Genomic DNA, 18,870 nt, shown 5'->3' with positions numbered 1-18,870 from the left:
TTTTATTTTGGAATAGCGCTCTCCGCGGTCTTTATTGGACCAGTGTTAGCGCCTTTCTAGAAACTTCTTGTGCGGCTTTGGTCATATTCTGTTGCTCTAGCGCATCAGCAAGTAGTTTGTAGTCGCGAATGTTTGCCCGAAGCGACAGCGCGTGTTCAAAATGCGTTTGCGCTTGTTGCCAGTTTCCCAGATGGATATCGATTTGACCCAATGCACTGTATGCCTCGGCATTATTCACATCGTTACCAATGGCTTTATGCAGATACTGTTGTACCGGATGGGGATCTTGGCGTGCCAATTTTGGTAATAAAGCAAACAGTGAAGTGGAAGGGTGCTTTTTCAATGAGTCTTTCACTAACCTAAAGGCGTCCACATCATGTCCCGACTCAATGAGCTTCTCTCCATACGCCTCGACAATCGCTGGATTGGTTTTTAGCTTACGGGGAAGCTGTTTCCACCCAGTTGATAACTCATCAGAACCCAACTGTGATAAAAATCCTTGATAAGCTTGAACTTCAAGAGAGCCAAACAATTCATTGTCAATTATCTTCAGCTTTTTCAGCTGAGGAAGAAGCTCGATTAGAGGCTGCCAGAGTTCAAGTGCTAAATACACTTCTTTAAGCAGTTTAATGACGATGCGATTGTTGGGGTACTCGCTTTTCAGATCCGACAGAATAGCAAAGGCGAGTTCATAATCTTTGGTTTGCACGTGCTGTTTGGCTTGGGTTAGTTGAACCGCGAGCTGCGCATCTTCTTGCTCACTTGCCAATTGCAAATACATATCCCGTTTGGCTCTATCGCCGTTGCCCAACGCAGCCTCTGACGCCACCAGATAAGACAGCAGAGGTAAGTCATGATTCTTCGCGGATTTTTTCACCAAGCGCTCTGCTTCGGTAAAATCACCTTCAAGCAGTTTAATCATTCCCTGGTTGGTTGCATGACGAGCTTTACGTAATCTGCGCAAGTTAAACCAGTTCCAGGTCGTGGACGTCGCGTTGAGTGTCTTTTTGATCAGATATTCCAAGCCAAACAAAGCGGCAAGTAACGCGATAGTAAAAATCACAAAGGTGGTGACGCTCATTTCTATGGTGGTATTAGCAACCGAGATGAGTACGTAACCTTGTTGCCCTGCGTATTGAGAGCCGGTGTACAAGCCAAGCCCCAATACAACAAAAAGGAAGACAGTGCGTATCATTGGCTATCCTCCACCTGTTTTTGGTTGTCGATTAATGAGGTAACTTCGCGGCGCAAGCGTTCATTAATGACATCGGCTAGAACGGGCTGAGAAGCAAACTTTTCAGGGTAAACGACCGCAATTTTTGCTTCAGATAGCGTATTGATTGCGTCAACAAACTGATTTGTTTCATTGGCATTAGTGTTAAAGAAGGCCGCAGACCATTCACCAGCTGTCTTCAATGAAGTTTGATAGATTGTTTGATTCTCATCGTAGACGCCTTTAATTGCTGTCTCTATCTTAGCTTTGATGTTTTCTCTTAGGTAAAAATGTTGCTCTGGAGAGAGTAATGGGATGACGTTGCCATCACGAGTGCGGAAAGTTATGAAGTTCTCGGAGAAGTCTTTTAGTGATGTCATCAAATTGGCTTGCCAATCATTGATGTCTTCAGAGACTTCACGTTCAACCACAACTTGGCTCTCAGGTAAGATGGCGTTAGCAAGCGGCAAGTCGTCAACTTGTCTCTGTAAGGCGATCAAGCGGATCACCAATCCCTCTCTGTCGATCAGCGGGATCCCTTTTAGTTGAGTGATATCTTGCGCGAGGGCTTTGCGTAGTGGTACCAAGCTTGGATCATTAAGTGCCGCGATTCGTTGGTCGGCACTCAATAACAGTTCGGTTGCGCTGACCGCATCGCGTTCTAAAAACAGTTTTCTTCCTGCTAGTTTCATCAAGTAATCAGATTCAGCCAGTAACCAATCATTAGGGCGTCGACCTTTTACTTCGGACAACGCTTGTTGCAGGCTCGCGAGTGATGCTTTTTGCTGCTCGAGCTCCGTTTTTGTTCCATTCACCAGCTGATTGACTTGCTGAGCAGTTTGGCGTTCTGATTCTTGTAACGCTAGCTCTAAAGCGTGTTGTGCGCTGACGAGCTTTTGTTCAGTGGTTGAGAGTTGGGTTTGCAGTGTTTGCTGCGCAGATTGTTGGTTGAACCAAATCGCACTGGTCATCAAGGCAGAAATTGCGATAGCAATGGTGCTTAAAGCCATAGCCCGCTTACTGCGTTTATTAAGTATGGCTATTGTGTCCGCTACAGTGGTATCGACTGAATTATCGCGGGAGTCATTTGCTTTATTGTCTGCGTTTTGGTCTGGTTTTGGCTCCGCTGGTGTGACGTTTTCTTGTTCAGTCTTCTGAGCGGCGATATCGTCTGACTGAGCATCCTGTTCGGGTTGAACGTTATTAAACTCTTCTTGCTTATTTTCGTCTTTTTTGGTCATTCGTTATCGTCCTACTTAACGGGTCTGCAAAGCAGATAAGATATGAGTATTGGTTGCGCCATCACTCACAATACATTGTTGAAAGCCTAACTGTATAGCTCGTTGCTGTATGCGTTGACTCGGTACAATCAACGTTTGGTCTAATAGCCAACTGAGATGGCGTTTTGCGCACATTTGGTAAAAGAGGTCGAGTTGTTCGCCGCTGGTAATGACTAGGGTGTTTATCTTATCTCTTTGCCATCGCTCAACTCGTTGATCTTGATCGAATTTTATACAGCGCCTCTGGTAAGCGTCATGATAAGTCACAAAAGCACCGCGCTTCGTTAACTCTTGATAAATAAGCTCTCTACCACTGCTGCCTCTGACAATTAAAACGTTCATGCCCGTAATTGATTGCAGTTGGTCTAGGCCGAGTAAAGACTCACTTACCGCATCGTCTGGGTAGTAAATACTAAAATTCGTTAATCTTTTAAACAGTTTAGCGGTACTTTCGCCAATCGCTAGATATTGAATGTTCTTTGGCCATTCAATATTGAGCTGGTGTGTAAACCAGACGGCTTGCTGGCTAACAAAAATCACCATTTGTGACTGATTGACTTGGTTTTGGAATGTATCTGGGCTTGGGTTAGGAAGAAATTCTATCAGCGGTTGGTGAACCGCTGATATTCCGTTTTGATTGAGTAATTGGCACAGGTCTTCTCCATAAGGAGAAGGACGCGTGACTAAAACCGTCATCAGTTATTCATGCTCGCTGTAGAGACGCGTTAATATGTCTTTTGCGCCGCGCTCTAATAGTTGATTGGCAAGACTGACGCCCAGTTGCTCGGCTTGATCGCGACTGCCGCGTATCTCACCAGAAATAATTTCACTGCCATCCGGTTCGCCAACCAAGGCCCGTAGCCAAATATTGTCGCCATCGATTTCTGAGTAGCTTGCAATAGGAACTTGGCAACCGCCTTCGAGGGTATTGTTCATAGCCCGTTCGCAAAAGACGCGATCGGCGGTTTCTTTGTGATGTAATGGTGCGAGCAGGTCAAGTAATCGAGTATCGTCGGTGCGGCACTCAATACCGACTGCACCTTGACCTACCGCAGGCAGCGATTCTTCTGCAGATAAATAGCTGCTGATGCGCGCTTCAAGTTCCAAGCGCTTTAGTCCTGCTGCCGCTAGGATAATCGCATCAAACTCTCCGTTATCCAGTTTACCCAGACGTGTTCCCACATTTCCGCGTAGGTCTTTAATGACGATATCTGGGCGGCGTGATTTTAACTGGCATTGACGACGTAAGCTACAGGTGCCCACTACCGCGCCTTGTGGTAAATCTTCTACCGAGTCGTAGCGATTAGAAACAAACGCATCTCTTGGGTCTTCACGTTCACAAATTGTGACTAACCCAAGGCCATCAGGGAATTCAACCGGTACGTCTTTCATGGAATGCACCGCTAAATCGGCACGACCTTCCAACATCGCGACCTCTAGCTCTTTAACAAAAAGACCTTTGCCGCCAACTTTTGCTAGAGGCGAGTCCAGAATAATGTCGCCTTTGGTGACCATGGTAACCAATTCGACTTCCAACCCTGGGTGGGCTTTCTCTAATTCTGATTTTACAAAGTTGGCTTGCCAAAGCGCCAATGGGCTTTTCCGAGTGGCAATGCGAATAGGTGAAGTAGACGTCATAAGGCTTCTCTAACTAGGGTAGGGATATCAATTGATTTTGTAATGACATTAATCCTACCATTGTGAATTCAAAAGGTTTACCTAGAGATTGTTTTGCACCTAAAAACAGACAAAACTTATAGGTCAAAGACGAAATAGTGTGATTTACCTCTCGTTTAGAAAATGGTCTATTATTAATTCATACGCAGTTAGTACCACACTATGAGCCAGCCATAAAAAGATAAAAATCGGCAAGGCGATTTGATACGGATCGTACAATTCTTTACCAAGAAGAATAAAAATGATAGATTGATCACGTTTTGTTGGTGCTAGCGACCATTTATAGGCGTCAGTCGCGGCAGAGATTCAAGGACCTTACCTTGCAGGCTTATACACACACTTTGATACAACGGTTAGACACACTCAATAATCAGCGCATGGAACGTGCGTTGTCGCTAATGGATGTACAAAGCCAGCGTGTATTTTCGCTAATCCCTGCCTTGATTCATTTCCATCACCCATCTCTTCCTGGTTACACCGATTTTGCCGTACCTTTTGGTATTCGCAGTTTTGAACCTTGTGAAAATGCGTATCAGCAACTCAAGTCATTAGCCGAAGCTCGCTGGGACAGCCCACAATCACCTCAAATTCTTGGTTTATACACCATGGGGAGCACTTCCTCGATAGGGCAAAGCTCGTCGAGTGATTTGGATATTTGGGTCTGTGTTGATAGCAGCATGAGTGATATTGCCAGAGATGCATTGACCGAAAAGTGCACCCGCATTACAGAGTGGGCGCTCACACAAGGTGTTGAAGCTAATTTCTTTTTGATGGATCAGCGCCGTTTTCGCACTCAGTGTTCAGACGAAATGACAGGCGAAAACTGTGGCTCCTCGCAGCACTTGTTGTTGCTGGACGAATTTTATCGTTCTGCGGTTCGTATCGCAGGGCAACGATTACTTTGGCATATCGTGCCGCCAGAGATGGAAGAGTGTTACGACGATTACGTAAAAGATTTGTGTAATCGTGGTGATATTGATTGCTGTGACTGGATAGACTTCGGCAAGTTAGATCGCATCCCTGCGGAAGAATACTTCGGCGCCAATTTATGGCAGCTATACAAGAGTATCGACTCGCCTTATAAATCCGTGCTTAAAGCCATCCTTCTTGAAGCCTATTCTTGGGAATATCCGAATACTCAGCTTTTGAGTTTAGATTCAAAGCGCCGCTTCTTTGCTCACGAACCAGATCTGTATGGGATGGATGCGTATTACCTGATGCTTGAGAAGGTAACTCGCTACTTAACCAGAGTAGGTGATACCACGCGTTTAGATCTAGTTCGTCGCTGTTTTTACTTGAAGACCCATGAGAAGCTTTCCAGAGAGGCGGGTTCAGGCTCTATTGAATGGCGTCGTGAAACTTTGACACAGTTAGTCGAACTCTGGCAGTGGGATAAGAATGTAGTTGCCGAGCTTGATGAGCGACGCAACTGGAAAGTCGAGCAAGTGAAAGTCATGCACCATTCATTGCTCGATGCCTTAATGCAAAGCTACCGAAACCTGATTCAATTTGCGCGTCGCAATGGCATCACGTCGGCAATCAGCCCGCAAGATATTTCTATTCTAGCCAGAAAGCTCTACGCCGCATTTGAAGTGCTTCCGGGCAAGGTCACCTTGCTTAACCCGCAGATTTCTCCTGACTTACATGAATCAAACTTAACTTTCATTGAAGTCACTGAAAATCGAGCTAACCGCAATGGCTGGTATCTGTACAAGCAGCCTCCTGTGGCCAGCGAAATCATGGGGCGACCTTACTTAGAGCACAATGAATACTTGAGTAAGCTGGTGGCATGGTCGTTTTTTAATGGTTTGATCACCGAGTCCACACATCTGCATTCTGTGGCTAAGAAAGCCGATATTGATATCGACAAGTTCTATCAAATGGTCAGTGATTTGCGTAATACCTTTTCGCTACGGAAACGTCGTCCGACCATGCAAGCGCTTGCCAGTCCTTGTGAAATCAGCCAGTTGGCCATGTTTATCAACTTTGAAAATGATCCGACTTCAGAGTTGAGTAACAAGGAACTGAAGGCCAATATGCAAGATGCCGATATCTTTAGTTTTGGTGGTAAAAACCAGTGTTTGGTTGGCAGCGTTGATTTGGTGTATCGCAACTCTTGGCATGAAGTGCGCACGTTACATTTCAGTGGTGAAATGGCGATGTTAGACGCGCTCAAAACCGTATTGGGTAAAATGCACCAAGATGCTTTGCCACCTGAATCCGTGGATGTTTTTTGTTACAGCAAAAATTTACGTGGTGTGATGCGTAATTTGGTGTATCAGCTACTTGCTGAGTGTATTGATTTGCGTCTTAAACCGGTTGACCAAGAAAAGCGTCGTCGCTTTAAAGCAATAAAAATTGCCGAGCAGATGCATGGCTTGTTTTTCGAACGACGTGGTGTATCGGTGCAAAAACTCGAAAATTCCGTAGACTTCTATCGCTGTATTTCGACCAACAAAGTGAAAGGCTCGCCTCTTCTTGTCTTAGACAAGGAATCGGACTATGAAATGCCTGAAGCAGTGGATGGCTTTGCAAGTGAAGGGTTAATTCAGTTTTTCTTCGAAGATACCGAGAAAGGATTCAATATTTTCGTATTGGATGAATCTAACAACGTCGAGGTGTATCACCAATACAGCGGCGATAAAGACCAGATGATTGCCAACGTAAATAGTTATTACACTTCTGTTCGCGAAGATTCAGCCATGGCTGGCGATTTCATTAACTTCAACCTTCCTCAGTACTATCAAATTGTCCACCCTGCGCAAGGTGAAGCTTTTGTCGTCCCTTATCGCAATGACGGTAGTAATCAGCAAAAAACGCAACGTGTCATCAGCGCATAAAGGCTCGACACGAGTTTAGATAAAAAAATAGCGCCCGGCCATGGCGCTATTTTTATCTAATATGGTTTTACACCCATTCAATCTCTTCACTGGCGTGTTTTTCACATTCTTGTTTCACCATTGTGATGAGCTCTATGCCGGTTTTTGAACAAATCCACTCTTGCTTATCTGAGTATTGAAAATGAAAACCTCCAGAACGAGAGGCTAGCCAAATTTCACGCATTGGTTCTTGTCGGTTAATAATGATTTGGCTGCGGTCTTCGAAATCAAGAGTCATTACATTACCAGAAACCTCGTAATCAATGTCTGCGCCCGAGTCATCAATCATTTCTTCAATTGTGGTCATTTGTGTATCGGCTAATTCATGAAATTCAGTCTCGTTCATCGCGCTCATCCTATTGCTTTTCTTGATTGTGGTGCGATTATAGGGGGCAATAGATGAATAATCACGAATTCGTAATGAAAAAGACTTTTTTGACGTTTTGTACTTTGGTTGTCCTTGCTCTTGCTGGGTGTGGACAAAGTGGTGCGTTATACATGCCGCAAGATGAACCGCAAAACGAGCAAACTGAACAGTAAAAGGACAAGACGTTGGATTTTTTTAATTATCAGGATGATGGCCAATTGTGGGCCGAAGATGTTTCACTTACTACCTTGGCTGAACAATACGGTACTCCGCTATACGTTTATTCGCGTAAAACGTTAGAGCGCCATTGGCATGCATTCGACAACTCGGTGGGCGATCACCCACATCTTGTTTGTTATGCGGTAAAAGCCAATTCCAACATTGGTGTGTTGAATGTGTTGGCCCGTTTGGGTTCTGGTTTTGATATTGTTTCAGTCGGTGAGCTAGAGCGTGTAATTGCTGCTGGTGGCGATCCGGCAAAAGTCGTATTTTCCGGTGTCGGTAAACAGGCAAGTGAGATCGCTCGTGCGCTCGAGTTAGGCATTAAGTGCTTTAACGTTGAATCTGATTCTGAGTTAGAGCGCATTAACCAAGTAGCTGGTGAAATGGGTAAGATAGCGCCTATTTCTTTGCGTATTAACCCAGACGTTGATGCCAATACTCACCCTTACATTTCAACCGGTCTACGTGATAACAAGTTCGGTATTGCTTTTGAAAAAGCGCCAGAAGTGTATGCATTTGCGAAAAGTCTACCTAACCTTCGCGTCGAAGGGATCGATTGTCACATTGGTTCTCAGCTGACTGATATCGAACCATTTATCGATGCCATCGACCGTTTGTTGGCACTGATTGATCAGCTCAAAGACGCTGGTATCGAGATTAAACACTTAGATGTTGGTGGTGGTTTGGGTGTGAGCTATCGCGATGAAATGCCGCCAGCGCCGTCTGATTATGCTAAAGCATTGTTGGCTCGTTTGGACAACCGCGATGACTTGGAGCTTATTTTTGAGCCTGGCCGTGCTATTTCTGCAAATGCAGGTGTGTTACTGACACGTGTTGAATTCTTGAAGCATACTGAGCATAAAAACTTTGCCATTATCGATGCTGCGATGAACGATTTGATTCGCCCAGCCCTGTACCAAGCATGGCAAGACATTGTGCCAGTTACACCTCGTGAGGGTGAAGGTACGGAGTATGATTTGGTAGGCCCAATCTGTGAAACGTCTGACTTCCTAGGTAAAGATCGCACATTGAACCTTGAGCAAGGCGATTTGCTAGCAGTTCGTTCATCAGGTGCTTACGCCTTTGTGATGGCGTCGAACTATAATACGCGCCCTCGTGTCGCTGAAATCATGGTTGATGGCGATAGGAGTCATGTGGTTCGCCAACGTGAAGAGCTCAGTAGTTTGTGGGCACTTGAAAGCGTATTGCCGGAGTAATTACACAAGTATGCACTTTCACTTTTCTAAAATGCACGGTTTGGGTAATGACTTCATGGTCGTCGATTGTATTACCCAAAACGTTTTTTTCTCGCCTGAGCTGATCCGACGTTTGTCGGATCGCCACACAGGCGTTGGCTTCGATCAATTGCTGATTGTTGAAGCACCGTACGACCCGGAAACCGATTTTCACTACCGCATTTTTAATGCAGATGGCAGTGAAGTGGAGCAGTGTGGCAATGGCGCACGTTGCTTTGCACGATTCGTTCGTATGAAAGGGCTAACTAACCGTTTCAGTATTCGTGTTAGCACTAAAAAAGGAAAAATGGTCCTCAATATCGAAGAGGATGACCAAGTGACAGTAAACATGGGTGTTCCTGAGTTTGCTCCACATAAGATTCCTTTTAAAGCTAAGCAAACCGAAAAAACCTACATTCTCCGAGCTGATGATCAAACGTTATTCTGTGGTGCAGTCAGTATGGGTAACCCGCATGTTGTCACCGTTGTTGATGATGTGGAAACGGCTGACGTTGATACATTGGGACCGCTTCTTGAATCCCATGAGCGTTTTCCTGAGCGCGTGAATGCAGGCTTTATGCAGGTCTTGACTCGAGAAGAAGTCAACCTTCGAGTCTACGAACGCGGTGCCGGAGAAACGCAAGCTTGTGGAAGTGGTGCGTGTGGTGCTGTCGCTGTGGGAATAGTTCAAGACTTACTTTCTGAGTCGGTTACAGTGAATCTGCCGGGTGGCGCTTTGAAAATTCGCTGGAAAGGCGAAGGGCAGCCACTTTACATGACCGGTCCGGCAACACACGTCTTCGATGGTCAAATAACGTGCTAGGTTGTTTTGTATGTCATTTGTAGAAGCAGATGAGCTAACCGCCGAAGTGGTTGCGGAATACCTGCGAGATCACCCAGATTTTTTTCAGCGCCGAACAGAACTGCTAGATGTAGTCAATATTCCGCATCAACAGGCTGGGGCGGTATCGCTGGTGGAAATTCAACTTAAACGCCAGCGAGAACGCATCGAAGCGCTTGAGGAAGAAATTACTACTTTAATGTCTCACGCGGCCAATAACGACCGAACCTTCCACGAATTTATGTCGTTACAGGAAGAGATCTTGGCCAGTGATGACTTGTTCTCTGCGATTACCAAAATAGAACGAAGAGCGACTGGTTTGGGCTTAAAGGCTTATGTGCGCTTGTCGAATGCCGACAGCCGCGATTATCAAATCGATAAAGGCTGTTATCAGAATTTTGCAGAAACCATGCTGCAAAATCGCTCTGCCTATTTAGGGCGTCTGCGCAAACAAGATCAGATAACCTATTTTGGAAGTGAAACTGGAACACCAGATTTAGGTTCGTTTGTTATTCTGCCCATTCGCCACAAACATGTAGTGGGACTTTTGGCCTTTTCGAGTAATGATGCAAGCCACTTTCAACCGAATATGGACACGCTTTTCTTACAGCACCTGACTCTGGTTTTCTCACACTTAGTCACGACCCTGCCTTGGCAAATCAGTAATGAGCAACGAAACCCCAGCCTTGCCTAGGGCATTCACTGAGCCTTTACAGCGTTTCTACGAATACTTGAGAAGCGAAAAAGGGCTCAGTGTTCACACACAACGCAATTACAAGCAGCAACTGGAAACCATGGCGCACCATTTAATCAAAATGGGAGTGAAGTCGTGGCAGCAAGTCGATGCCGCTTGGGTAAGACAAATTGCTGGTCAAGGTATGCGCGATGGCATGAAAGAAAGCAGTATTGCCACTCGGTTATCATCGCTAAGAAGCTTTTTCGATTTCCTGATTCTGCGTGGTGAAATGGATGCCAATCCGGCCAAAGGGGTCTCTGCACCGCGTAAAAAACGGCCTTTACCCAAAAATTTGGATGTCGACGAAGTCGGTCAGCTGCTAGAGGTCAATGAAGACGATCCTCTAGCTGTGCGTGACCGAGCTATGATGGAACTGCTGTATGGGGCAGGCTTGCGTTTAGCTGAATTAGTGAGCATTGATATCAACCATCTGAGTGGATTGCGTGGCGAAATTCGTGTGCTTGGTAAAGGCGATAAAGAGCGCAAAGTGCCTTACTCTGGTTTAGCCAAAGAATGGGTGGAGAAGTGGCTTAAAGTCAGGAAAGACTTGGCTAACCCCGATGAAACGGCACTGTTTGTTTCTAAGCTTGGTCTTCGGATTTCTCACCGCAGCGTGCAAAAACGCATGGCCGAGTGGGGGCAAAAACAGGCGGTCGCCAGTCATATTAGCCCGCACAAATTGAGACATTCTTTCGCCACACACGTACTAGAGTCCAGCCAGAATTTAAGAGCTGTCCAAGAGCTGTTGGGGCACGAAAATATCTCGACCACCCAGATCTATACCCATTTGGATTTTCAACATCTGGCAGACGTTTATGATCAAGCACACCCTCGAGCCAAAAAGCACCGAGATAAGCCATCGTCTAAAGATAAAGACCCGAAAGAATGAAGTTTTACCGAACGCTTAAACCTATATATGCCATGACATTTGACTTGGACGACACCCTTTACGACAACCGTCCGGTGATATTGAATGTTGAACGTCAGTTGTTGTCTTGGCTGCACTCTGAAGTGCCACAAGCACAGGCTACCGATCAAAGTTGGTGGTTGGCAGTGCGTCGACAAGTAGTAAATGACTTCCCAGCTTTGGCGCACGACGTTACCGAACTTAGGCAAAAGCAATTGGAAATGGGCTTAATATCTCTGGGGGTTAAATCTGGCGAAGCAGAGGTGATTGCAAAGCAAGGTGTGCAGCGTGTTTTACTCTGGCGCAGCGACTTTGAGGTACCAGCACTGAGCCATACAACCTTAGCGACACTGAAACAGCATATCCCTCTACTGGCGATGACTAACGGCAATGTCGATCCGGAAAGGGTAGGATTAGCCAAGTACTTTGACCTGATTCTTAAAGCGGGGCCTGATGGCCGCGCAAAACCTTATTCTGATTTATTTGATAAGGCCGCCTCGCACTTAGCAATAGAACGTCAGCATATTTTACACGTGGGAGACCACCTAAGAACGGATGTGGGCGGCGCGGTCAATCATGGTTTTCAAGCCTGTTGGTTCAATGATCAATCTGGTCATATAAGAGCTGCCCACAAAGCAAAGCTGTTACCGCATGTCGAAATTGAAAAAATCGAAGAGTTGCTCACTCTGTTCTAGCAATTTTCCTCTTAAGTAGTGCTATAAAACGCTAGTCGTTGTATTTGTGGCCGCTTTTATCTGCTTGGTACACCTTGTGAAAATGGTTGAGAAAGGTCAGTAATTGTTGCCCTTCCACTTGTTGTTTTTGCACTGCCAATACTTGAGCGGCGACTTCTAACGTACACAAATTTCCTTCTTGCTGGTTGCGACGCAGAGTAAAACTTGATGAAACGCTCTTTGAAAACGCGACTTTGGGCATCTCAGGTAGCCAGTCAGAGCGATTGAGCATTTTTTTCGCCTCCTGCCACGTTGCATCAACAATAACAAAGTGATGCGGTGTGTTTGTCTCACGCGATACCACGTTTTCTATCGACTCGGCTTGTGGGGCTGGGAACAAAAGCCATGGAGGGTACCGCTCGCAGCGCTCTAAAAACTCTTGGTTCGGTTCTTTTCGTTGCCAGGAAAATACTTGGCAGTTAGGCAGACTCTGAGCTAACCACTTACCAGTGTTGGTCTCTCGGTTGAGCTCATTGGGATGAGTGATTAGTGAAAAGTGAGTTTTAACGTGACTAAGGTCTGGGAGGTCTGAACACACACATTGGTGTGTCAGACCACATTTAAGGCAGCTCATTTACAACGCGAAACCTTGATGAGGCGATGTTTGGTCGGCAAAGAGTACCACGGATTGAGCGTTTGTCTCGGCGTCGCTAGCGTTGGCATTACTTTTTCGATAGCTGATGCCATCATAAGAAAAGCGAGTTGGGCTAGTGTGTAGCGAATGCCAACCAAAGCTGACCGTTTCATTGACGTAAATAGGCCCATCTACCTCAACGAGTCGACTGTTGAAACGCCACTTACCTTGATAGTTTTCAAAAACTAACAAAGTACATCCTGAGCCCTGACACCAATTGATTTTGGCCAGTAACTCTTGTTGACCATCTCCATTTAAATCGTAAGTGAGCCATTGATACTTGGTATTTTTGGGGCTGGTTCTGTGCATCGTAAAGTAGTCGAGCAAAGACTGTCGAACCCGATTATCTTCTTTCGAGCTCGCCGCTAATCTAATAGGTTTGAGTGTTCTGCTTGTTGGCTCTGAGGCAGTTTTAGGGGGTGGACTGCTTTGCTGAGTTCTAAACAACGTGATGCCGCCGTTAGCGATGGGGTAAACCACATTACCAACTCTTTCTTGAGGTGCATGCAAGGTGAACCCATCACCTTTAAATAGACGCTCGGTGACCAGTCTTTGTTGCTGATGATGGGTCATGACCACTTGAATCTGATTAGGGGAAATCTGTTGCCAATAACCGCGTTCAGTGATGTCTGCTTGGTTCCCTTGATAGCGATAGATAGTCTTGGCTGAATGGTCCTGATTCAAGGTCAAGGATATGGAGAAAGCTTGGTTGTCAGTCGACTTTGCAGCGTAGTGACCAGTCCAGTTGAGCGTCGCATCAATGTTAGATAGGGCTGCGCAGCCTTGTAGTTGTTCACCACTGAGCCCTGATTCTTTGGTTAAATCCAGATGAGCGCGCCAACCTAACACGGTGTCCGTTTGGCTTGGTTTACATATAGCTTGCTCCAATCGCAATGTGCCACCTTGCACGCGGTACTCTCGTACATTGTCTTGGATTGTTGTAGCTTTAATGGGTAACGACACTTCGGGCTGATCAGCCAGCTTGATGGAGAGCCCTGTTTGATTGAATTCAGCGAGCCACGCGTTTTCTTTACCAACAATCATTGTTCCTTGTTTTACTGAGCAAGACGAAGATTTGTCCAAGCGATTGAGTTGTGTGGCATTAAAGGTTGCCAGAAAGTCAGCACCACCACCTTGAGTTGGTGTGGTGGCGAGATAGCCGACGAGTTCGCCGTAAACTGGTTGATTAGAACTTTTAACGAGTGACAACAATTCGCTGCGAATTGAATCGGATAAGTTAACCCAAAGTTGTTGCTCGCTGTTGCAGGGGATCAATGCGAGTTGCTCACCAGACAATACCAGCTGCCCCGACATCATAAAAGTTTGCGGAGCGATGGCCTTGTTGGGCTCCAGTTTGACTTCTTTTGGAGGCGCGACCTTTTCAACGGTCGAGACTGGCGGTAGTTGCTGAGTAGATTCTGGACTACTGCAAGCCTGTACACTCAGTAAAGCTAGCCAGAATACTGGGTTTTTCCACATCATCATGATATATCTTCCTTACAACTGGAGAGCAAACAGCGGCGCTATTATGGCATATTGGCTTTTTAAAACTGAACCTGACGAATTCTCAATCGACACACTTAGGCAGAATAAAGTTTCGTGTTGGGAGGGAGTACGCAATTATCAGGCAAGAAATATGTTGAGAGATCGGATTAAGCAAGGTGATCAAGTGCTTATCTATCACTCGTCCTGCAAACAAGTGGGGGTAGCTGGCATTGCAACCGTAGTGAAAGAAGCGTACCCCGACCACTTTGCCTTTGATGCTAACAGCCATTATTTTGATCCGAAGTCAGATCCAGAGCAGCCTAAGTGGTTCATGGTTGATATCGAGTTTTGCCAAAAACTATCGCAAATTATTAGTTTGGCAGAAATGAAAGCTCGGCCAGAGCTTGAAAATATGCCCTTGGTCAGGCGAGGGAATCGTTTGTCGATAATGCCAGTTACTAAAGAAGAGTACGCGACGATTCTGGCTATGGAATAGTCGCGCAATAGCAGGGTAACTTGCGACTTACCTTTTGATGAAATGTTGCTGCAGATAATGCGCTACCGCATCGTCAGCATTACTACCAATCACTGGATTGTTCGGTAAGGCCGCCATGACTTTAGGGTGAGACGTACCCATGACCAAGCCTTGTCCCGCGACCGACAACATTTCTACATCATTCATACCATCACCAAAGGCGATACAGTTAACTAACTCGTGGCCCAGTGACTTAGCCACGGCGTTAAGGGCTTCGCCTTTGTTGACGCCTTTGGCCATTACTTCCAGACACCACGGCGTAGAAAACGACACATTGAGTTGATCCGCGAAGCGTTGATTTAATTTGGTTTCGACTTCGACGAGATAGTCGTGATCTTGTTCAGGATGTGTGAAAAAGACTTTTGCGATGCCGTCAGTTGGCGCGTTGCTGACGTCAAAGACTTTGTAGGTGAAACCTGAGTCATCGTGGAAGTTACGCAAATAATCGTCTTCACGATTGAGCAGCCAGTTATCGTGGCGGTACAGATGCGTGAACAAGTTGGGGTCATCACCGACAACGTCAATAATCGGTTGAACCAACTCACTGGGAACGTTGTTACTGTACAAGAGTTGATTGTTTTCGTCGTGAACTCGAGCACCGTTAGAGGTGATCATATACGCTGGAATGCCTACCGCTTGTCTGATTCCAGCCACGTCGATGTGATGTCGCCCCGTTGCAAAGACAAAATGAAAACCTTGTTCATGGAGGGACTTGAGAGTTTGTTTGGCGAATTCTGTGAGTTGATGATTGGGAGCTAACAAGGTGCCATCCAGATCAGAGGCAACGATAGTTACTGGTTTATCGGTTGTTGTCGCTGAACGCTTAGCTGTTTGAAACATACACATCCTATTGAAGTAACTAATTTAAAATTCGGCTAGAGATTTATGCTTAAGTTAGCCCGTTTTTAGGTCACTGTACGCATATTGTGAACACACAGTGTACCTATACTTCATCGTGATAAAGAGGGTAAAACTTATTCCTTGTTTTTCCGGTTTTCTACCGTTTCACACCAATCGGCCATAGTAGCTAAGCACTTGTCACGAATCATATCGCCTTCAAACAGAATCTCGTGATACGCCCCTTTAAGCCGCATTAGTTTGCTGTTATTCTCGTTGACAAGGTTGTGAAAGAAATGAGTCTGTGCTCTATTGCTGACGATCATATCCTGCTCGGCTTGCAGCAGTAAAACTGGCGTGGACAAAGATTCCATTTGATCAAAGCAATCTTGTGTAGCACTTAGAGCTTGATAGACCCAGCCGGCACTCGGACCACCGAGCTGCAGTTCAGGTTTGCTTTGATAAAGATTTCTAAACCAGCGATAACGGGTTTCACTACGAGTTAACGGATTGATCGAAAAAGGCTTTGCGTAGTAGGGACCATGACCTGGCGCATAGCTGGGTGAGGGTTGCAGGCTATTCAATAGCCAGGCTAGTGGTTTGGCAACCAGAGAGAGATACCAGGGCATTGCGATACCAAACATAGGGGCACTTAGAATTAAGCTGTCGAAGCGGTAATCTGAGTACGATTGTAAGTATCGCGTGGCAATAGTTCCGCCCATTGAGTGAGCCAAAATATGGCGGTCTTGATATTGTTCGATCTCAATCTGAGACAGGACAAGGTGCATGTCTTTTACGTAGTCGTCGAAACGATGGATGTGTCCTAAATGGGGATCGTCAGTTAGACGTTCAGACAGCCCTTGACCTCTGTGGTCAAACGAAACCACATCGTAGCCTAAGGCATACAAGTCGTAGATCAGTTCTTGGTATTTCAAATAGGATTCGATGCGTCCATTGACCAATACGATTAATTTAGTATGGCTCGAATGGGTAAGCTTCATCCAGTGAATTTGGTGACCAGCTCGAGTGGTCAGAATAGACTCTTGCCTGTGTTTCCAAGTTTGGGCAATGTGGCTTTTCATTGCAAAATCAAAATCTGCTTCCGATGAAAAAGCGTAATCGGCGACAGAATTTGTTGCTAATGACATGGCGGCTCTCGTTAGTTCACTGATACAACAATGATTATACGCAAACTCACTGAAGTTGCATGTTTCCGATTGGTTTCAATTGGATTTAACAAGCCCCTATCAAAATCGTGTTAAAAAGCTTTTATGAGCTCAAGGAGACTCAAAAGGAGGTAAGAAATGGAATGGCAAGTTTGGTTAGCTTATTTGGCGACAGCAATTGTGTTTAGTATCGCTCCTGGTTCTGGAACCGTTAACTCCATCAGCAATGGATTGAGTTATGGTGTTAGGCGTTCTCTTACTTCTGTTGCTGGATTACAAGTGGGGCTATCTATCCACATCGCCCTTGTTGGTATTGGGATAGGAGCACTTGTAGCCAGTTCGGCATGGCTATTTGAGCTGATCAAATGGCTTGGCGTGGCGTATCTTTTGTATCTTGGTATTAGCAAGTGGCGAGAAGCGCCCCCTAGCACAAATGCGATGGATGAAAATTACCGTACTGTATTACAGCTTTTTACTCGCTCTATCGTTGTCAATCTGACTAATCCTAAATCTATCGTTTTTTTGGTGGCTCTTTTTCCGCAATTCATTGATCCCAATGGAAATCAGGTGCTTCAACTTTGGGTATTAGCGATCACGACGGTTGTTGTCGATAGCCTAGTCATGATCGGTTATACATTGCTCGCATCACAAATGAGACAATTTTTGCGATCAGACAATATAATGAGGAAAATTAATAAGTTATTTGGTTCATTGTTCATCGGTTGTGGTGCATTATTAGCCTCAGCTAAGTCATCGAGTTAACAATTAGTCCTGAAGGTGGTAGCAGTTGCAAAAGACTTATGTGGCAAGACAACCAATTTTAAATACACGTCGTCAGACGATTGGTTATGAATTGTTGTTTCGCGATGGCGAAGAGAATGCTTATCCTGCTCATGTTGAACCCAACCGCGCCACTTACCGATTGATTGCTGAAAACTTTTTGGCAATTGGTACCAACCCGAGTAATAGCAGCTCGCGGTGTTTCATTAATTTCCCGTATAAGAGCTTAATCAACCGACTACCACTCAGCTTGCCAAGAGATGAAATCGTGGTTGAGATTCTGGAAACCTGCGAGCCTACCAATGAACTTTTTGATGCGGTTAAGAGCCTATCGAGGGAAGGGTATTTGATCGCGTTGGATGACTTTGTTTACTCCAATCAATGGGAACGATTTTTACCCTATGTCCATATCGTGAAGATCGATGTTTCACAGGTAGGACTCGCCGCTGCGTGCCGCTTTGTTCAACACCGTGTGAATTTGGGTAGTAAGAGAAAGTACTTGGCGGAAAGAGTGGAAACGGAGCAAGAGTTTATCGCGGCTCGCGAAGCGGGTTTTCACTTTTATCAAGGCTATTTCTTTGCCAAGCCCAAATTGGTTACCCAAAAGTACTTAAGTCCAGAGCACGTTTTAGCGATGGAGCTGTTCCAAAGTGTTTGCCAAGTCGAAGTGGATTATCAACGTGTCGAAAACATCATTGCAAGGGATGCGACTATCTCTTATCGATTGTTGAAATACGTCAATACCATGTCTAACCGCACCGAAGTGGAAATCACGTCATTTAAGCAGGCGTTAATCTATTTGGGGCACAGTAAACTGCGCATATTTGTTTCGCTGACCGTGGCGTCATTTGTGTCAGTCAACAAACCTAAAGAGTTGTATCACCTGTCGCTGCAAAGAGCGCAGTTCTGTCAACTAATGTCTGATGATCATCCTTTCTCCGATCATCAAGAGCCCGCTTTTCTGATTGGATTATTGTCATTGATGGATGCCATGATGGATGCCAGCTTGGACCAGTTGTTAACAGACCTTCCTTTGAGCCAGTCGGTTAAACAAGCTTTGGTGGCAAGGCAAGGGCCTTATGGTTTGTTGTTGTTGGTAAATGAATACTACGAACGCGCTGACTGGCAAGGTATTGAGCATGTATGCCAGCAACTTTCACTGCCAATCGAACGGGTAACGGAAAGACTTAGTCAAGCTCAAGATTGGACTCATGAACTGAGCAAAATTCAGTAATCTCTGACTCGAAACCTTTATTTTTAAATCGACCTCTTTGGTGAATTTTTTATGACAATTCACCAAGCAATCTTGTTGTCCTCAGCAAACTAAGATAGTTATATATGC

At 45.4% G+C, this 18,870-nt stretch carries 19 protein-coding genes; 10 read left to right on the top strand and 9 right to left on the bottom strand.

Annotated elements, in window-relative coordinates:
* Positions 1–31 precede the first annotated feature (31 nt).
* The 4 genes from ACXAFJ_RS19785 to hemC are packed head-to-tail and all read right to left on the bottom strand — an operon-like array spanning position 32 to position 4,131.
* The gene (locus ACXAFJ_RS19785) at positions 32–1,195 is read right to left on the bottom strand and encodes a heme biosynthesis HemY N-terminal domain-containing protein (RefSeq protein WP_475325873.1); all 1,164 of its coding nucleotides are present in this window, start codon (positions 1,193–1,195) and stop codon (positions 32–34) included.
* Complete coding sequence (locus ACXAFJ_RS19780) at positions 1,192–2,454, bottom strand: uroporphyrinogen-III C-methyltransferase (protein WP_475325872.1); 1,263 nt, start codon at positions 2,452–2,454, stop codon at positions 1,192–1,194. Before ACXAFJ_RS19780 ends, ACXAFJ_RS19785 begins: the two co-directional genes overlap by 4 nt.
* A gap of 15 nt (positions 2,455–2,469) precedes the next feature.
* On the bottom strand, positions 2,470–3,189 hold the full coding sequence (locus ACXAFJ_RS19775) for a uroporphyrinogen-III synthase (RefSeq protein ID WP_475325871.1): 720 nt from the start codon (positions 3,187–3,189) through the stop codon (positions 2,470–2,472).
* A gap of 3 nt (positions 3,190–3,192) precedes the next feature.
* Entirely contained in the window at positions 3,193–4,131 is a 939-nt protein-coding gene (hemC, locus tag ACXAFJ_RS19770) for a hydroxymethylbilane synthase (RefSeq protein ID WP_475325869.1), read from the bottom strand.
* 359 nt (positions 4,132–4,490) lie between these two features.
* On the opposite strand from hemC, the gene ACXAFJ_RS19765 reads away from it, so the two are divergent.
* Entirely contained in the window at positions 4,491–7,010 is a 2,520-nt protein-coding gene (locus tag ACXAFJ_RS19765; RefSeq protein ID WP_475325868.1) for a class I adenylate cyclase, read from the top strand.
* Positions 7,011–7,077: 67 nt separating this feature from the next.
* Here ACXAFJ_RS19765 and cyaY read toward each other — a convergent pair whose 3' ends face one another.
* A complete protein-coding gene (gene cyaY, locus ACXAFJ_RS19760; RefSeq protein WP_475325866.1) occupies positions 7,078–7,395 on the bottom strand; it encodes an iron donor protein CyaY in 318 nt (105 codons plus the stop codon).
* A gap of 74 nt (positions 7,396–7,469) precedes the next feature.
* Here cyaY and lptM point away from each other — a divergent pair, with 74 nt between their 5' ends.
* From lptM to yigB, 6 genes are read left to right on the top strand one after another with little or no spacing between them, the layout of a single operon-like run.
* Complete coding sequence (lptM, locus tag ACXAFJ_RS19755; RefSeq protein WP_475325998.1) at positions 7,470–7,589, top strand: LPS translocon maturation chaperone LptM; 120 nt, start codon at positions 7,470–7,472, stop codon at positions 7,587–7,589.
* Positions 7,590–7,601: 12 nt separating this feature from the next.
* Positions 7,602–8,855 (top strand): diaminopimelate decarboxylase, encoded by a 1,254-nt coding sequence (gene lysA, locus ACXAFJ_RS19750; protein ID WP_475325865.1) that lies wholly within the window; start codon positions 7,602–7,604, stop codon positions 8,853–8,855.
* Positions 8,856–8,865: 10 nt separating this feature from the next.
* On the top strand, positions 8,866–9,696 hold the full coding sequence (dapF, locus tag ACXAFJ_RS19745; protein WP_475325864.1) for a diaminopimelate epimerase: 831 nt from the start codon (positions 8,866–8,868) through the stop codon (positions 9,694–9,696).
* Between the two features lie 10 nt (positions 9,697–9,706).
* Positions 9,707–10,408, top strand: coding sequence for a DUF484 family protein (locus ACXAFJ_RS19740; RefSeq protein ID WP_475325862.1), 702 nt, complete (start codon positions 9,707–9,709; stop codon positions 10,406–10,408).
* Positions 10,380–11,339 (top strand): tyrosine recombinase XerC, encoded by a 960-nt coding sequence (gene xerC / locus ACXAFJ_RS19735; RefSeq protein WP_475325861.1) that lies wholly within the window; start codon positions 10,380–10,382, stop codon positions 11,337–11,339. The genes ACXAFJ_RS19740 and xerC overlap by 29 nt, the downstream gene beginning before the upstream one ends.
* Entirely contained in the window at positions 11,336–12,052 is a 717-nt protein-coding gene (yigB, locus tag ACXAFJ_RS19730; protein WP_475325860.1) for a 5-amino-6-(5-phospho-D-ribitylamino)uracil phosphatase YigB, read from the top strand. The genes xerC and yigB overlap by 4 nt, the downstream gene beginning before the upstream one ends.
* 31 nt (positions 12,053–12,083) lie before the next feature.
* On the opposite strand, the gene ACXAFJ_RS19725 is transcribed toward yigB, so the two are convergent.
* Positions 12,084–12,665 (bottom strand): tRNA-uridine aminocarboxypropyltransferase, encoded by a 582-nt coding sequence (locus ACXAFJ_RS19725; RefSeq protein ID WP_475325858.1) that lies wholly within the window; start codon positions 12,663–12,665, stop codon positions 12,084–12,086.
* On the bottom strand, positions 12,666–14,210 hold the full coding sequence (locus ACXAFJ_RS19720; protein WP_475325857.1) for a COG3650 family protein: 1,545 nt from the start codon (positions 14,208–14,210) through the stop codon (positions 12,666–12,668).
* A 43-nt stretch (positions 14,211–14,253) separates the two neighbouring features.
* On the opposite strand from ACXAFJ_RS19720, the gene ACXAFJ_RS19715 reads away from it, so the two are divergent.
* Positions 14,254–14,706 (top strand): EVE domain-containing protein, encoded by a 453-nt coding sequence (locus ACXAFJ_RS19715; RefSeq protein ID WP_475325856.1) that lies wholly within the window; start codon positions 14,254–14,256, stop codon positions 14,704–14,706.
* 27 nt (positions 14,707–14,733) lie between these two features.
* Here ACXAFJ_RS19715 and ACXAFJ_RS19710 read toward each other — a convergent pair whose 3' ends face one another.
* A complete protein-coding gene (locus tag ACXAFJ_RS19710; RefSeq protein WP_475325854.1) occupies positions 14,734–15,585 on the bottom strand; it encodes a Cof-type HAD-IIB family hydrolase in 852 nt (283 codons plus the stop codon).
* 134 nt (positions 15,586–15,719) lie between these two features.
* Positions 15,720–16,730 carry an alpha/beta fold hydrolase gene (locus ACXAFJ_RS19705; RefSeq protein ID WP_475325853.1) on the bottom strand — a complete coding sequence of 337 codons (1,011 nt, stop codon included), beginning with the start codon at positions 16,728–16,730 and terminating at the stop codon, positions 15,720–15,722.
* Positions 16,731–16,886: 156 nt separating this feature from the next.
* On the opposite strand from ACXAFJ_RS19705, the gene rhtB reads away from it, so the two are divergent.
* Together rhtB and ACXAFJ_RS19695 are read left to right on the top strand one after the other, a co-directional pair.
* Positions 16,887–17,510 carry a homoserine/homoserine lactone efflux protein gene (gene rhtB, locus ACXAFJ_RS19700; protein WP_475325852.1) on the top strand — a complete coding sequence of 208 codons (624 nt, stop codon included), beginning with the start codon at positions 16,887–16,889 and terminating at the stop codon, positions 17,508–17,510.
* 25 nt (positions 17,511–17,535) lie between these two features.
* Positions 17,536–18,762: an EAL and HDOD domain-containing protein gene (locus ACXAFJ_RS19695; protein ID WP_475325850.1), complete on the top strand. Its 1,227-nt coding sequence runs from the start codon at positions 17,536–17,538 to the stop codon at positions 18,760–18,762.
* Positions 18,763–18,870 lie beyond the last annotated feature (108 nt).

Source organism: Vibrio sp. ABH4_348 (assembly GCF_056159765.1).
Note: the sequence above shows the minus strand (reverse complement) of the source record. Positions and strands in the feature narration are given on the sequence as shown.

Excerpts from the sequence above, each read along its gene's own strand:
- ACXAFJ_RS19785 (WP_475325873.1), bottom strand. The coding sequence starts at position 1,195 with ATGATACGCACTGTCTTCCTTTTTGTTGTATTGGGGCTTGGCTTGTAC.
- ACXAFJ_RS19780 (WP_475325872.1), bottom strand. The coding sequence starts at position 2,454 with ATGACCAAAAAAGACGAAAATAAGCAAGAAGAGTTTAATAACGTTCAA.
- ACXAFJ_RS19775 (WP_475325871.1), bottom strand. The coding sequence starts at position 3,189 with ATGACGGTTTTAGTCACGCGTCCTTCTCCTTATGGAGAAGACCTGTGC.
- hemC (WP_475325869.1), bottom strand. The coding sequence starts at position 4,131 with ATGACGTCTACTTCACCTATTCGCATTGCCACTCGGAAAAGCCCATTG.
- cyaY (WP_475325866.1), bottom strand. The coding sequence starts at position 7,395 with ATGAACGAGACTGAATTTCATGAATTAGCCGATACACAAATGACCACA.
- lptM (WP_475325998.1), top strand. The coding sequence starts at position 7,470 with ATGAAAAAGACTTTTTTGACGTTTTGTACTTTGGTTGTCCTTGCTCTT.
- dapF (WP_475325864.1), top strand. The coding sequence starts at position 8,866 with ATGCACTTTCACTTTTCTAAAATGCACGGTTTGGGTAATGACTTCATG.
- ACXAFJ_RS19740 (WP_475325862.1), top strand. The coding sequence starts at position 9,707 with ATGTCATTTGTAGAAGCAGATGAGCTAACCGCCGAAGTGGTTGCGGAA.
- xerC (WP_475325861.1), top strand. The coding sequence starts at position 10,380 with ATGAGCAACGAAACCCCAGCCTTGCCTAGGGCATTCACTGAGCCTTTA.
- yigB (WP_475325860.1), top strand. The coding sequence starts at position 11,336 with ATGAAGTTTTACCGAACGCTTAAACCTATATATGCCATGACATTTGAC.
- ACXAFJ_RS19725 (WP_475325858.1), bottom strand. The coding sequence starts at position 12,665 with ATGAGCTGCCTTAAATGTGGTCTGACACACCAATGTGTGTGTTCAGAC.
- ACXAFJ_RS19720 (WP_475325857.1), bottom strand. The coding sequence starts at position 14,210 with ATGATGATGTGGAAAAACCCAGTATTCTGGCTAGCTTTACTGAGTGTA.
- ACXAFJ_RS19715 (WP_475325856.1), top strand. The coding sequence starts at position 14,254 with ATGGCATATTGGCTTTTTAAAACTGAACCTGACGAATTCTCAATCGAC.
- ACXAFJ_RS19710 (WP_475325854.1), bottom strand. The coding sequence starts at position 15,585 with ATGTTTCAAACAGCTAAGCGTTCAGCGACAACAACCGATAAACCAGTA.
- ACXAFJ_RS19705 (WP_475325853.1), bottom strand. The coding sequence starts at position 16,730 with ATGTCATTAGCAACAAATTCTGTCGCCGATTACGCTTTTTCATCGGAA.
- rhtB (WP_475325852.1), top strand. The coding sequence starts at position 16,887 with ATGGAATGGCAAGTTTGGTTAGCTTATTTGGCGACAGCAATTGTGTTT.